The 13,392-nt window shown below is 72.3% G+C and carries 14 protein-coding genes; 4 read left to right on the plus strand and 10 right to left on the minus strand.

The features are described from left to right. Positions 1–33 precede the first annotated feature (33 nt). The 6 genes from EV382_RS10350 to EV382_RS10375 all read right to left on the minus strand — a co-directional run bounded on the left by EV382_RS10350 (position 34) and on the right by EV382_RS10375 (position 5,544). Positions 34–1,266: a vWA domain-containing protein gene (locus EV382_RS10350; protein WP_130401344.1), complete on the minus strand. Its 1,233-nt coding sequence runs from the start codon at positions 1,264–1,266 to the stop codon at positions 34–36. Then, a complete protein-coding gene (locus EV382_RS10355) occupies positions 1,263–2,489 on the minus strand; it encodes an AAA family ATPase (RefSeq protein ID WP_130401345.1) in 1,227 nt (408 codons plus the stop codon). The genes EV382_RS10350 and EV382_RS10355 overlap by 4 nt, the downstream gene beginning before the upstream one ends. Positions 2,490–2,546: 57 nt before the next feature. Then, the gene (locus EV382_RS10360) at positions 2,547–3,905 is read right to left on the minus strand and encodes a hypothetical protein (protein WP_130401346.1); all 1,359 of its coding nucleotides are present in this window, start codon (positions 3,903–3,905) and stop codon (positions 2,547–2,549) included. A gap of 112 nt (positions 3,906–4,017) precedes the next feature. Beyond that, the gene (locus tag EV382_RS10365) at positions 4,018–4,584 is read right to left on the minus strand and encodes a TetR/AcrR family transcriptional regulator (RefSeq protein ID WP_130401347.1); all 567 of its coding nucleotides are present in this window, start codon (positions 4,582–4,584) and stop codon (positions 4,018–4,020) included. A gap of 4 nt (positions 4,585–4,588) precedes the next feature. Further along, positions 4,589–5,149 (minus strand): carboxymuconolactone decarboxylase family protein, encoded by a 561-nt coding sequence (locus EV382_RS10370; protein ID WP_130401348.1) that lies wholly within the window; start codon positions 5,147–5,149, stop codon positions 4,589–4,591. A gap of 35 nt (positions 5,150–5,184) precedes the next feature. After that, a complete protein-coding gene (locus EV382_RS10375; RefSeq protein WP_130401349.1) occupies positions 5,185–5,544 on the minus strand; it encodes a nuclear transport factor 2 family protein in 360 nt (119 codons plus the stop codon). Between the two features lie 158 nt (positions 5,545–5,702). On the opposite strand from EV382_RS10375, the gene EV382_RS10380 reads away from it, so the two are divergent. After that, on the plus strand, positions 5,703–6,680 hold the full coding sequence (locus EV382_RS10380) for an aldo/keto reductase (protein WP_130401350.1): 978 nt from the start codon (positions 5,703–5,705) through the stop codon (positions 6,678–6,680). On the opposite strand, the gene EV382_RS10385 is transcribed toward EV382_RS10380, so the two are convergent. Genes EV382_RS10385 through EV382_RS10395 form a run of 3 tightly spaced genes read right to left on the minus strand, consistent with a single transcriptional unit; the run spans position 6,674 to position 8,818 of the window. Then, positions 6,674–7,438, minus strand: coding sequence for a YqjF family protein (locus EV382_RS10385; protein ID WP_130401351.1), 765 nt, complete (start codon positions 7,436–7,438; stop codon positions 6,674–6,676). The two genes, EV382_RS10380 and EV382_RS10385, sit on opposite strands and share 7 nt — an antisense overlap. Before the next feature lie 37 nt (positions 7,439–7,475). Next, on the minus strand, positions 7,476–8,645 hold the full coding sequence (locus tag EV382_RS10390) for a winged helix DNA-binding domain-containing protein (RefSeq protein WP_130401352.1): 1,170 nt from the start codon (positions 8,643–8,645) through the stop codon (positions 7,476–7,478). Beyond that, positions 8,642–8,818, minus strand: a complete 177-nt coding sequence (locus EV382_RS10395) for a hypothetical protein (protein WP_208758362.1) — start codon at positions 8,816–8,818, stop codon at positions 8,642–8,644. Before EV382_RS10395 ends, EV382_RS10390 begins: the two co-directional genes overlap by 4 nt. Before the next feature lie 274 nt (positions 8,819–9,092). Between EV382_RS10395 and EV382_RS10400 the strand changes: the two genes are divergently transcribed. From EV382_RS10400 to EV382_RS10410, 3 genes are all read left to right on the plus strand, one after another. Next, on the plus strand, positions 9,093–10,016 hold the full coding sequence (locus tag EV382_RS10400) for an RNA polymerase sigma factor (protein WP_130401353.1): 924 nt from the start codon (positions 9,093–9,095) through the stop codon (positions 10,014–10,016). A gap of 144 nt (positions 10,017–10,160) precedes the next feature. Further along, positions 10,161–11,045, plus strand: coding sequence for an alpha/beta fold hydrolase (locus tag EV382_RS10405; protein WP_130401354.1), 885 nt, complete (start codon positions 10,161–10,163; stop codon positions 11,043–11,045). Positions 11,046–11,167: 122 nt separating this feature from the next. Beyond that, entirely contained in the window at positions 11,168–11,629 is a 462-nt protein-coding gene (locus tag EV382_RS10410) for a DUF5709 domain-containing protein (protein WP_130401355.1), read from the plus strand. Between the two features lie 55 nt (positions 11,630–11,684). Here the strand turns inward: EV382_RS10410 and EV382_RS10415 are convergent, their stop codons facing one another. Further along, on the minus strand, positions 11,685–13,265 hold the full coding sequence (locus EV382_RS10415) for a DHA2 family efflux MFS transporter permease subunit (protein ID WP_130401356.1): 1,581 nt from the start codon (positions 13,263–13,265) through the stop codon (positions 11,685–11,687). Positions 13,266–13,392 lie beyond the last annotated feature (127 nt).

A 13,392-nucleotide genomic window follows, 5' to 3' on the forward strand; every position in this document is an offset into this window, starting at 1 on the left:
ACCACGGATTTCCCGCCGGCCAGGGGGTCAGGGTCAGCGCGGCCCGATGGTCACCACCCGCGCCCACGCCGGCGGGGTGACCGGCACCCGGTCCGCGTTCTCGGTCCACGACCCGCGGGAGCGGGGAAAGAGCCCCACGACGGTCCCCGCCAGCGGCCGGGCACTCGGCCAGGGCGTCTGTCCGTCGGTGAGCGCCACGATGACGTCCGGCCGCATTCGCTGCGCCCGGGTGAAGCCGGTCCGCAGATCCGTGCCTCCACCGCCGATCAGCGGGATCTCCTGGGCGCGGCACAGCGCGTGCACGACCTGGGCCGTCGCGTCGCAGGGCAACACGCTCACCAGGTCGCGGCGACCGCCCACCGCGCGGGATATCGCCGCCACCTCGAGCAGCGCGCTACCCAGCTCGGCGTCGCTGACCGACCCGGAGGTGTCGACGATCACGCACACCGTCGGAGGCCGGTGGCGCAGGCTGGGCAGGATCACCCCCGGCACGCCGTGGGATCGCCGCGACGGCCGACCATAGCTGTAGTCCGCACCGGTCCCGGCCATCACCGCCGCCGAACGGACCGCCGCCCCCAGCAGGTCACGCCACGGTTGCGGCGGGTGGAACGCCTCCTCCGCCCACCGTCGCCACCCGCCGGGCACGGTTCCCGGGTGGCCGGTGATGCCCTCCGCCACCCGGAACCGGATCGCGTCACGTTCCTGCTCGCTGAGACCGTTCGCGCCGTCCGGTCCGAGGTCCCACTCGCGGTCCAACCCGTCCGCGCCACTGCCGCAGTCCAACCAGACCAGCCCCTGGGTACGCGGGCCCAGCCCGAACTGGCGCAGGTAGTCCTCCATCAGCTCCCCGTGGTCGAGCCCCAGCGACTCCGGCCGGACGGCGCCCGCGGGCATCGTCAGCCCGTCCCCGAAGACGTCGTCGTTGATCTCGCAGTCCGCGGCGATGTTGATGCGCAGCCGCTCCCCCGGGCCGGTCAGTCCCCGGTCCCGGGCCACCCGGTCACCCCGGCCGTGGTGGTCGCGCAGCAGGTGCGACACCTCGTGCACCCACACCCCGGCGAGTTCCTCCAGCGGGGTGCGGTCCACGAACGCAGGTGAGACGTAGCAGCGCCAGTGCCGGTCCACCGCCATCGTCGGCACCCGCCGCGACGCCACCGGGTGCAGGGCGAACAACGCCGTCGCCAGGTAGGGGCGCACCCGGGCGGCGTACAGGCGGGCTGCGTACAGCCTGTCGACGTCGAGCGGCGGCGAATTCCCGGCGTTCATCGTCCAGCCCCGGCGGCGGCCGCGATCCGGGTCGCCGCCGCGTCGGCCCGCCGGGACAGCGACACCGCCCCGGCGAGGCGTTCGATCGTGGCGGGCACATCCCAGTCCTCGCGGCGCAGGGTGGCGAGAGTGGTCGCGGGAACCACCACCAGATCCGGTGCGCCGGTCTCCACGGCCCGCGCCAACAGCACCCACGCCGCGTCCCACCGGGACCGTTCCGGGCGGTTGCGGACCGCCGCGACCACCGCGTCCAACACGGCCTGGCGCAGGTCACCGCGTTCGGGCAGCGTCGCCGCTGCCGGGTCGGCCAGCAGGTCCTCCGGGTCGGGCAGGTCCATCCGGTCCATGCTGGCCAGCAGCTCCAACCCGGGGCCGTCGCCGACCGTGCCCCGGACCAGGATCGACAGCACCTCACGGGAGACGCCCGCCGCCGTCGCGAAGGCGGTCAGGCGCAGGGCCATCTCCCAACTCCGGGGCGACGGCCAGGGCCCACCACGGGCGGCATCGGTGGTGGGCAGCCGGTGCACGAGGTCCGGACGGACCGACAACAGGCCGCACACCGCCCGGCGGGCGAAGGCGACGGCCTCCGGCAGTAGGTCCGGATCGAGCCGGGGTAGCGCCGGCCGGGGCCAGGTGCCGCCCAGCCCGCGTACGACGACCTCGTGGTCGTGGGTCCACTGGAGATGGACGAAGCGGTTGGCCAGTGGCGGACTCAGCTCCCATCCCTCGGCGGCCGAGGACCGGGGGTTGGCGGCGGCGACGATCCGTACGCCCGGTGGCAACCGCAGGGCGCCGACGCGGCGCTCCAGCACGAGGCGCAACAGGGCGGCCTGGACGGCGGGCGGCGCGGTGGACAACTCGTCGAGGAAGAGCAGGCCCCGACCCGCCCGGACCAGGCGCACCGCCCAGTCCGGCGGAGCCATCGGAACACCCTGGGTCGCCGGGTCGTCGCCGACGATCGGCAGGCCGGAGAAGTCGGACGGCTCGTGCACGCTGGCGACGACAGTGGTCAGTGGCAGGTCCAGGGTCTCGGCCAGGTGGTTCAGGGCCGCCGTCTTGCCGATGCCGGGCGCCCCCCAGAGCAGGACGGGCAGATCGGCCGCCACGGTCAGGGTGAGGGCCGACAACTGGGTGTCGGTGCGGGGTTCGGTGGTGGTCGCGCCGAGCAGGGCGAGCAGGCCGTTGGCGACATCGAGCTGAGGACTGGACGCAGACATGGTCATCACCTTTGGGTTCGCGTGGGTGGGGTGGGAGCCGTACCGGGAAGGCGGGGTTGTCGGTCAGCCGAACGTCGCCTGGCGCGTGCGCCGGCGGCGCCCGCCCGAGCGGCGCGGTTCAGCGGCGGTGGGGCCGCGCCCGGCCTCGATCAGGCCGGCCCGGAACAGTCCGTGGGTGAGCCGCCGCTGTGCGGCGACCTCAAGTTCGTCGCGCAGAGCGCCGTCGCGCAGCAGCGCCTCGGGGCCGAGCAGGGCCTCGACGGTGGCCAGCGCGCCCGCGGTGTCACCGTGGTCGAGCCGCGCCCGCACGTCGGGCAGGCACTCCGGTTGTCGGTGCGCCTCGTCGATGGCCCGCAGGCAGGGCAGCGGGGTCCCGGTGAGCGCAGTCAGCAGTTCCTCCCGGCGGATCTCGGCCGGGTCGTGATCCAGCGCGGCGAGCACCCCGTCGACCAGGCCGATGCGGTGCTGGGCGCCTCGGCACGACACCAGGCGCGCTGCCACGGCCCGATCCGTCGCCGCCGCGCGGGTGGGCACCGGCTGGTCGGGCACCAGCGCCGCCGCGACCAGGGGGTGCAGTCCGGCGGGCTCGATCAGCCCGGCGCGCAGCAGCGCCAGATCGGGCAGCACCCAGGTCGCGGCGTCGGGCAGCACCGGCAGGTGCGTGCCGCCGGCAGGTGTCCCCACCCGTGCCACGGCCGACCGGAGACCGTCCGCGCCCGCTCGGACGCCAACGTGCAGGACCAGCCGGCGTCCGGTGCCGAGCCGCACCGCGATGGCACCGCTGGTCCGCCCCTCGGCCGCGAGCAGGAGCGCCGCCTCGGCCGGCCAGCGGTCGGTGGCGTACCGCAGCACGCCACCCAGTTCGTCGGGGCTGCCGTCGATCGCGGCCGGAGCCTGGCCCGCCCCCGATCGCGTCGCCAACTCAGCAGTCCGGCGCGCATCGAACAGGTGACGGTGCAGGTCGAGACGGAAGCGCTGGTCGGGGCGGGGATCCGGGCCGGACCCGTCGCACAGTCCGAGGCTGATCCGTTGCCCGGCGTCGGCCCAGGCCGGTGGAGTACGGGCCACCAGGTGCACCGCGCCGGCGGTGGACTGCTCCGGGTCGTACCGGATCAGGGCGATGGTCAGGCCCGGCCGCAGCAGACCGTCGGGGGCGACCCTCGGGAAGTGCCAGCGCAACAGGTCAGGGGCCAGGTGACGGAGGTCCGCCCGAAGCCGAGCCGCCAGCTCGCGCCCGTGGCGGTGGGCGACCGCGCGCAGGCTGATGTCGACATCGACGCGAGCGGCGGCACACGCGCCGCCCCAGTCACCGACCAAGCGGCGAGCAGCCGCTCGCTCGATCATGGACGGCGGCACGGCGAACTCGCGCACGCGACGCCAGCAGGACAGTCGAGAATCCGCATCCGCGGCCCGGGGGTGCATCAGCACTCACCGTTCGCGGATCGGACCCCCAATCTGAGAAGAGCGGAGGTGATCATCGCGGCGGAGCATACCGCCCGGGGTCACCTGTCCGCCAGGCCCGGGGCTGGGTGTCTCAGGGCCGCAGCGCGTTGAGCACCAGGTCGGCGTAGCGGCGCCACACCGCCGGGTCGCGCTCGTCGAGCACGATGAGCTGCCGGACCGTCCCGCAGAGAACCACCCGAATGTCCAACTCCCCGGCGTCCGGGCGGATCTTGCCGGACGACCGGGCCGCCGCCACCAGCTGCCCGATCAGACCCAGGATGTGCGCGGCGGGCACCAGCCGGCCCTCAAAGAACGCGTCGGCGAGGACCCGGTCGCGCGCGAGGCGTCCGAACAGGTCGGGCACGAAGGAACACCACTCCCGGTACGCGTCGACACCGTCGAGCGCCGCGTGGATGCGCTGCTCCAGCTCCTCAAACTGCTGCTGGACGACCGCGACGATCAGGTCTTCCTTGCTGGGGTAGCTGCGGTACACCGTCGCGCGACCCACCCCGGCCCGCTCCGCCACCTGCGGCACCGTCACCTGGAGCCCCTGCTCGCTGAAGAGCTCCCGGGCGGCGGCGATGACCCGCTCCTGGTTGCGGCGGGCGTCCAGGCGCCGATGGGGAGCATCCGGGTCACTCGGCGTCGGCGCGGTCATGGTCTCAGTCTGCCCGCTCGGTGTCGGCGGTCAGCAACGGCTCGTCGCCGTACACGGCGGTGAGTTCGACGTTGAGCACCGTGGCCACTCGGCCGAACGACCAGTAGTAGCCGATCAGCTGGAGCGCCTCGACGATCTCACGCTCGCTGAGGATGTTTCGCACCTGGTCGAACAGGTCGTCGGGGACGCGCGGCGACCGCACCACCTCGGCGGCGAACCGGATGAGCACCCGGTCGTACGCGGAGAGGTGCGGATTGTCGATGTCCCGGCTGCTGATGATCTCGCGGGTGCGCTGGTCGACGCCGGCCGCCTCGGCCATCGGGCGGTGCTGGGCCGCCACGAACTCGCACCCGGTGTACTCGGCCACCGTCAGGATGACCAGTTCCCGCGAGCGGGCGGACAGCTCCAGCGCGGTGAACTGCGCCCTGGCGAGCTGAATGAAGGGTGTCACCGTACCGACCGAGTGGGTCAGCATCTTGACCATCGGATCGGGGGGCAGGGCGGACAGGAAGTCGCGGACGTCGGCGGGAATCGCGTTCGGGTCAGGGTCGGTAAGGCGGGGCATGGCTCTCTCTCCGGTGTCGGGTGGTCGGGGTGGGGTCAGGCGGGCAGGTCGAAGCCCGTCTCGCTGAGGTGGCGGAAGCGGCCATCCTCGGCGTACGTGCCGAAGATGGCGATCTCCCGCTTGGCGGTCGACCCGTCGGCCATGGTGATCTCGAAGACGTGTCGTTCGGCGTAGCGGAGGCCGTCGCGCAGTTCGTCGAGGACCTGCACGGTGCCGCCGACGATCTGACCGCGTACCCGGGTCACCATCTCGACGAATCCGGCCCGGTCGAGGGTCTCGCCGTCGCTGCGGTGGGTGTAGTCGGGGGCGTAGAACTCGTCGAGCGCCGTGGTCAGGTCGCGGGTGGGCTCGAAGACCACTGCGCGCAGGGCGTCGCTGATCCGTACCGGGGTCATGGGGTTCCTCCTGGGTCAGGGCTTATCCGGACTCGTGGGTCCGCTTAACACCCACCGTACCGGACTCTTGAGTCCGTTTCCGGTGAGAGTCGTCACGCGCCCGGGAACAGCCGCGCCCACCTCGGCGGGTCGACCGGCCCGGTCGTAGCGTGGGGCGCATGCGAACCACCACGCTGGGCAGCACCGGGCCCGAGGTCGGCGTCATCGGCCTCGGCTGCATGGGCATGAGCCACGGCTACGACATCACCGGCCCGCGCGACGACGACACGTCGATCTCCGTCATCCGACAGGCACTGGACCTGGGCGCGACGCTGATCGACACATCGGACGTGTACGGGCCGTACACCAACGAGGAGTTGGTCGGGCGGGCGCTGGCCGGCGGCCACCGGTCGCGGGCCGTGCTGGCCACGAAGGTCGGCCTGGTGGCCACCTCCCCCACCGGCGGCCCCGGCAACTCACCGACGATCGGCAACAACGGCCGCCCGGAGCACATCCGCGCGGCGATCGACGAGAGCCTGCGCCGGCTCGGCACCGACCACGTCGACCTCTACCAGTTGCACCGGGTCGACCCGCACGTGCCCATCGAGGAGTCCTGGGGTGCGATGGCCGAGGTCGTGGCGGCGGGCAAGGCGCGGCAGATCGGGCTCTCCGAGGTGACGGTCGCCCAGATCGTGCGGGCCCAGGCGGTGCACCCGGTCGCGTCGGTGCAGTCCGAGCTGTCACTGTGGACCCGCGACCCGTTGACCGAGGTGCTGCCGTACTGCGCCCAGCAGGGCATCGCCTTCCTGCCGTTCTCCCCACTCGGTCGCGGTTTCCTCGCCGGCCGGTTCAGCTCGTTCGACGACCTGCCCGCCGACGACTTCCGGCGCGGCCTGCCGCGCTTCCAGCAGGACGCGCTGCGCGCCAACCTCGCCATCGTCGCCCGGGTCCGGGAGATCGCCGACCGGGCGGGCGTCAGCCCCGCGCAGGTCGCCCTCGCCTGGGTGGTCGCCCAGGGTGACCAGGTCATCCCGATCCCCGGCACCAAGACGCCGAAGTACCTGCTGGACAACTGTGCGGCCGCCGACGTGCGGCTCAGCGCCGAGGACCTGACCGACCTGGACGCGCTGCCCGCGCCCGAGGGCGGCCGCTACTGAGCCTGCGGCGGCCCGGCACCATCCGGCCGGGCCGCCACCGGCGGGCCGAACCTGACCCCGACACCGGGCGAGTAGAGCACGCTGACCGGCGGCCCGACCGGTGCCGGCAACCCGGCCGCGGCGACCAACTCGTCATCCAGGTGCAGCAGCTCGCACCGGTGCAACGGCCAGCTCGGATGCCAGTTCGGCAGGTGCAGCGTGCGCCCGTACGCCCGGGTGTGCAGCCCCCAGCGGGCGGTGACGAAGTGTTCGAGCGGGGTCGGGTCGCCGATCCGGTCGCCCACCCGCACCACCATCCGGCTCGTCGTGCCGGCCGGCCCGGGCCAGCGCCGCCGGCACCGGTAGGTGCGGCGGTCGCCGTCGCGTTCCATCCGCATCGACGACCAGAGGTACGGCAGCCGCAGCGTCGCCCGCGCCACCAGCACCGGCACCAGGCGGGACGCGTCCAGCGACCGGAACACGACAGCTCGTCGGCCGGCGTCGTCGACGGAGTAGAGCCGGACGTTGGTCTCGGCGAAGGTGCCGAAGTAGGGCACTCCCGGGCCACGGCCGAAGCCCAGCCCGACCATCCGGAAGCCGATCAGGCCGACGTAGCTGACCCCGTCCAGCGTGTCCGGACGGGTGCCGGCGGGCAGCAACGGCGCGACGAGTTCCGGATCGACCGCCCAGTGCAGGAAGGTGAGTTCCTCCCAGCGCTGGCGCAGGAGCGCCCAGGGGAACGCCTGCCGGGGCGCGTGGTCGACCGGTTCGGGGTGCACGCTCTCATCCTGGCCCAGCCGTCTGGTCGGCGTGGTGTCAGGCGTGCGGACCGACACTGATGGTGCCGATGGTCAGCGACGCCTTGCCCTCCAGGATCTCGCCGACCCGTTCGACCTCCTCCCCCAGCGCCCGCTGGTGGGCGGCGTCGAGCTCCCGCAGCGGCTCGACGGTGACCCGGATCGAGCGGCCGGAGCGACGTTGGTGCCACACGCCGGCGACCACCCCGTCGATCAGCACCACCGGATAGTTGCCGGCCTGGCCGCCGGCGAGCGCCCGGTGGGCGGCTACGCCCGGAAAGAGCCGCTCACGCGGGTGGCAGCCGACCGCGTACGCGTCGAAGTAGGGCAGCAGCCGCATCCCGGACGGTCGGTCGTCGGGGAAGTCGGTGTCGTCGGCGGCCACCCAGGCCCGGGTGCCCTCCACCGTCACCTCGGTCAGGTCGAGCGAGCCGAACAGCCACGTCCCCCATTCCGAGGGGACCGCCAGCCACCTGGCGAACTGCGCCGGGGTGGCCGGGCCGTAGGCGTACAGGTAGCTGGCCACGAGTGCGGCCAGGGCGGCGCGACCGGGCATCGGCGCGAAGGTGGACAGCCACCTCGTCGGGCTGGTGTACGTGGTGACCCGACCACGGTTCGGGCCGAAGCAGACCACACCGCTCCGGGTGGCGGCGGGCATCGCGGCGACCCACCGGGGCCACATGTCCTGAAAGGCCTCCATCACCAGGTCACCCGCCCACGGGCCGGTACGAGCGACGATCTCCTCGGTCAGCTCGGCGGTGGTCAGGTCGACCTCGGCGACCGCGTCGCCGATGGCCGCGAGGACCTGCTCGGTCTGCCGGGGCGTCAGCAGCACCACACTGCGCTCCCACGACGGGGCCGGCAACGCGGTCAGCGCGCCGACCCACATCGGCAGGTCCGCTGCGGCGAGCAGGTGCACCGTGCCGCGTGGCCCACGGGTCTTCACCAGCGTGCGATCCGTCCACAGTGCCCGGCGTACCAGAGCACGGGTCGCGCCCGGCACCCGCAGCCCGATGGACAGCTCCGCTGCCGACGCGACCTGGGCGTGCGCGCCGCACATCGACGACACCACGTCCGCGACGCGGCCGGCGTCCGGTGCCGCGTCCGGTGCCGCGTCCGCCGCCGACGGGGAGAGCCGGTGCCGGGCAAGCCGTCGGGCGGACACCTGATCCCAGCTCAGCTCGGTCATCGCAGGCCCGCGAAGAACGTGCGGATGTCCACCGTGTGCGCCAGCGGCTCATCCATCGCCACGAAGTAGTTGCCCGGATCCCGGTCGATGGCCTGCTCCGGCGTCGGCACCGTCATGGTGAACTCCTTCGGCGCGGCCCGCAGCAGCGCGTGATGGTCCACGCCACCGCTCATCCACCGCTGCATCTGAATTCGGCCGGCGGCGCCTGCGAGAAACCGTAGCCGGGCACCGACGGGACCACCAGTGGCGCCCGCTGACCCTCGGTTGCGACATGCAGGTGCACGAGCCGCCGGAGTTGATCGCGCACCTGCGGCAGTTCAGCAGCCGCGCCACCAGCACATCCGCAGCGTAGGGACGACCGACCGGCCAGGGCATCGGCGCGCCGGCCCGCCGTAGGCTTGATGGAGCACAAGCTTTCAGAACAGGCGTTTCGGGGAGGAACTGGACGTGACGCAGAGCGACGCGGACCTGGTGGTGCTCGCGCAGTCGGGAGACGCGGCCGCACTCGGGGCGCTTCTGGCCCGGCACGAGGCCGGCATGCGGGCCGTCGCGTTGAGCATCCTCGGTTACGGTCCGGACGCCGAGGACGTGGTGCAGGACACGATGGTCGTCGCCCTGGGTCGCCTCGGAGAGGTCCGCGACCCGAGCGCCGTCGGCCCCTGGTTGCGGACCATCGTCCGCAACAACAGCCGGATGATGTTGCGCAAGCCCAGAGCCCTCCCGGTCGCCGAACCCGAATGGTTCGCCGGCCCCGCCGACACACCCACCCCGGAGGAGGCGCTGGACCGGGCCGCGATGCGCGACTGGGTGTGGCACTCCATCGGGCAGTTGTCCGAACCTGACCGGCTCGTCACCCTGCTGCGGTACTTCAGCGACGCGTCCTCGTACGAGCAGATCGCGGCCGTGTGCGGCGTGCCGGTCGGCACCGTCCGCAGCCGCCTCAGCCACGCCCGACGCGCGCTCGCCGGCGGCCTCCGAACGGCGGCGGACACGGCGTACGCGGATGTCGCCGCCTCGAACGACTCGCGGTGGCGGGAGGGCCGCGACATGATCAGCACTGCGATGGGCGGCGACTTCGAACAGGTGGTCCGCGACAGCTGGTGGCCGAATGCCGAGATGATCGTGCCGGGTGGCCCGCGCGGCGGCCGCGACATGGCGATCAACGGCATGAACTGCGACCTGGCCGCCGGGGTACGTCAGCGGCTGCGCAACGTGGTGGCCAGCGGCGACGTGCTGATCTGGGAGACCGACCTGATCAGCCCGCCCGACGACCCGGAGCACTGCCCGCCGGCGGCGTTGTGGTTGCAGGTGCTGCGCGAGGGTCGGGTGCGGCAGCTCACCCTCTTCCACCCCGCCCCCGCGCTGGGCTGACCCCGCCCCAGGCTGGGCTGGGCTGGGCTGAGAAAGATTTCCCGACCGAGCGAACTTTCCCGGCGACCCGCGCATCTGGTTCGTGTCATGCACCAGTTGCCGTGTCGGCGGACGCCGCGCGGGTCTCGGATCGGGAGATAGTTCATGGGTTCCACCAGCCACGACGTCAGCGCCCTCGCACCCGGTGCCCACACCTTCACCGTCGACGGTGTTCGGCAGGTCTACCACGTCGCGGGCGCCGGCCCGGTCTGTGTGGCCCACTCCGGTGGCCCGGGTATCGAGTGGGCGTACCTGCGCACGCCCAGCCTTGAGGCGCACTTCACCATGGTCTACGTCGAGCCGGTGGGCACGGGCGCGTCGGGTCAGCTCGACAACCCCGAGGATTACCGTCTCGACACGTATGTCCGGTTCCTGCACGCCGTCGTCGAGCACCTGGGCGAACCGCGGGTGTACCTGCTCGGGCACTCGCACGGCGGTTTCGTCGCCCAGCGCTACGCCCTCACCCACCCGGACCGGGTCGCCGGCCTCGCCCTGTACGACACCTCACCCGTCACCGGCGGCGAGTTCTGGGCCGAGGCCATGGGCAGCCTCGCCGCCTACCCGCAGCGGCACCCGGACCGGCCGGAGGCCGCCGCGGTCCCGGCCGCGTTCGCGCAGATCGGTGGCGCGACGGACGACGAGTCGTTGGGGGCCGCTCTGCGTGCCGCCCTGCCGGTGTACTTCGCGGACTTCTGGGGCCGACAGGACGAGTTCGCACCGTTTCAGGCGGCCGTCCGGATCTGGTCGACGCCGGCCGGCGCGCAGGACCCGACCCCCTTCGACGTCCGGGCGAACCTCGGTGAGATCACCGTGCCCGTCGTGGTCATCGTCGGCGCGTACGACTTCATCTGCGGCCCCCGCTGGGCCGAGCAGCTGCACGCGGGCCTGGCGGACTCGCGGCTGGTGACGCTGGAGCACAGCGGGCACTTCGGGCACATCGAGCAGCCGGTGGAGTTCACCGATGCCGTGGTGGAGCTGCTGAAGCGCTGAACCCGCGCGGGACAGCACGCCCCGAGGGCGGTTCGTCACAGCGGGCAGACCTCGGGGCTCACTCGCGTTGGACGGTCATAGGCTGGGCACTTTGCTGCACCCGTGACCAAGAGGAGACCGCCGTGAGCCAGACCGAACGGATGGATTCCGTCGACGAGTGGAACGTGGCCGAGGACGACGGGGTGCTGGACGCCTCCGACACCCTGGACGACGACCGGGTCGGCGACCCCCTCGACACCGGCATCGTCGCCGAGGACCACTGGACGGCGGCGAACCGGTTCGGCACCACGCCGGCCGAGGAGCGCGCGGGCGAGTCCCTGGCGCAACACCTCGCCCAGGAGGTGCCGGATGTCGACCCGTACGCCGAGGGCGGCGACGACGAGGACGAGCTGACCCGCCGGGGGTACGAGTTGGAGGCCCGCGCCGGTCGGCTGGTCGCCTACGACGAGGGCTTCGGCGAGGACGACGAGGCCGAGTCGGTGGCGTGGGACGCCGGCATCGACGGTGGTGGGGCCAGCGCCGAGGAAGCGGCGATCCACGTGGTCGAGGACCCGGACGGGCCCGGCGACGGTCCGTTGCGCTGACACCGTAACCGCCGCGCTCGGCACCTCACGGGGTGCCGAGCGCGGCGGTTTTCGGTCAGTGGATGACGACGGGCGTCTTGACCTGCTCGCCCTGCGGGTCGTCGAGCTGCGCCGGCTGACGTCGGCGCGGCAGCAGTGCGGCCGGGATGAACGTGAGCACGACCAGCGCGAACGCGACCCAGAACGTGGTGGCGAACGACTTGGCGGCGAAGTCGAGCCCGCGCTCGATGAGCGACGGGTCCACCGGCATCTGCTGAAGCAGCGCCGGCCGCTGCTGGGAGGCGATGGCCAACCCGGCTTCGGTGACCGGCTTGCCGGCCTCGTCGACCAGGCCGGGGATCGGCCGGGAGCCGTTCAGCTCGTTGGTGAGGATCACCGACATCACGGCGGCGCCGACCGACCCGCCGATCTGCTGGAGGATGTTGACCAGCGTCGAGCCGCGCGCCACCTCCTGCGCCTGCAACGTCCGCAACGCCGACGTCATGATCGGCATCATCGTGCCGCCCATGCCCAGACCCATCACGAACAGCGACGCACCGAGCAGCCAGTACGACGTCTGCGGGTCGACCTGGGTGAAACCGAAGAACCCGATGACGATGAGACCCAGCGCGAACGGGACGGTACGCCCGATCGGCACCCGGTCGGCCAGCGTGCCGGCGATCGGCATGGTGATCATCGCGCCGATGCCCTGCGGGGCCATCAACAGGCCGGCGGCCAGCGTCGACTCGCCGCGCACCTGGAGGAAGTAGCTCGGGAAGAGCAGACCGGCGCCCATGAACGCGATGATGAACACGAACATCGTCACCGACGCGATGGTCAGGCTGCGGTTGCGGAACAGCCGTAGGTCGAGCAGAGGGTGCCGGGGCTTGAACGAGTAGAGCACGAACGCCACCACCAGCGCGCCGCCGACCAGCATCGGGGCCCACACCTTGGCCTCGGCGAAGCTGCCCACCTCCGGCAGGGACGAGACGCCGTAGAGGAAGAGGGCGAGGCCCGGCGAGAGCATGATCATGCCGACGAAGTCGAGCGACTCGGACGGCTCGGGCGCGTCCTTCGGCAGCGCGAACTGCGCGTAGATCAGGGCGATCACGCCGATCGGCAGGTTGATCAGGAAGATCCAGTGCCAGCTCGCGGTGTCGATCAACCAGCCACCAAGGATCGGACCACCGATCGGCCCGAGCAGCATCGGGATGCCGAGGACGGCCATCAACCGGCCGATCCGGTGCGGGCCGGCCGCCCGGGTCATGATGGTCATGCCCAACGGCATGAGCATGCCGCCACCGAGGCCCTGCAGGACCCGGTAGCCGATCAGCTCACCGATCGTGTCGGCCGTGGCGCAGAGCCCCGACCCGATGGTGAACAGGGTCAGCGCCACCATGTAGAGCCGTTTGGTGCCGAACCGATCCGCCGCCCACCCGCTGAGCGGGATCACGGTGGCGAGCGCGAGGGTGTAGGCGGTCATGGTCCAGGCGACACGGGCGTAGGACGCGTCGAACTCGCTCTGGAATTTGGGCAGCGCCACGCTGACCACCGTCACGTCGAGGATCGACATGATCGCGCCAAGGACGACGACACCCGCCACCTTGAGCACCGCGGCGTCGAGTTTGTCCGATGTCGCGACGGATTGCTGTGTCACTAACTCTCCTGAAGTCGATTGAGCCGGCCGATGGTGGGCGGTGGCGGCGATGCCGCGCCGACCAGGCGCGGGGCGCGTCGTACCAGGACGACGACGCGCGCAGGAAGAGTATCGGGCGGATGTGACG

The organism is Micromonospora violae (assembly GCF_004217135.1).
Lineage (GTDB): Bacteria > Actinomycetota > Actinomycetes > Mycobacteriales > Micromonosporaceae > Micromonospora > Micromonospora violae.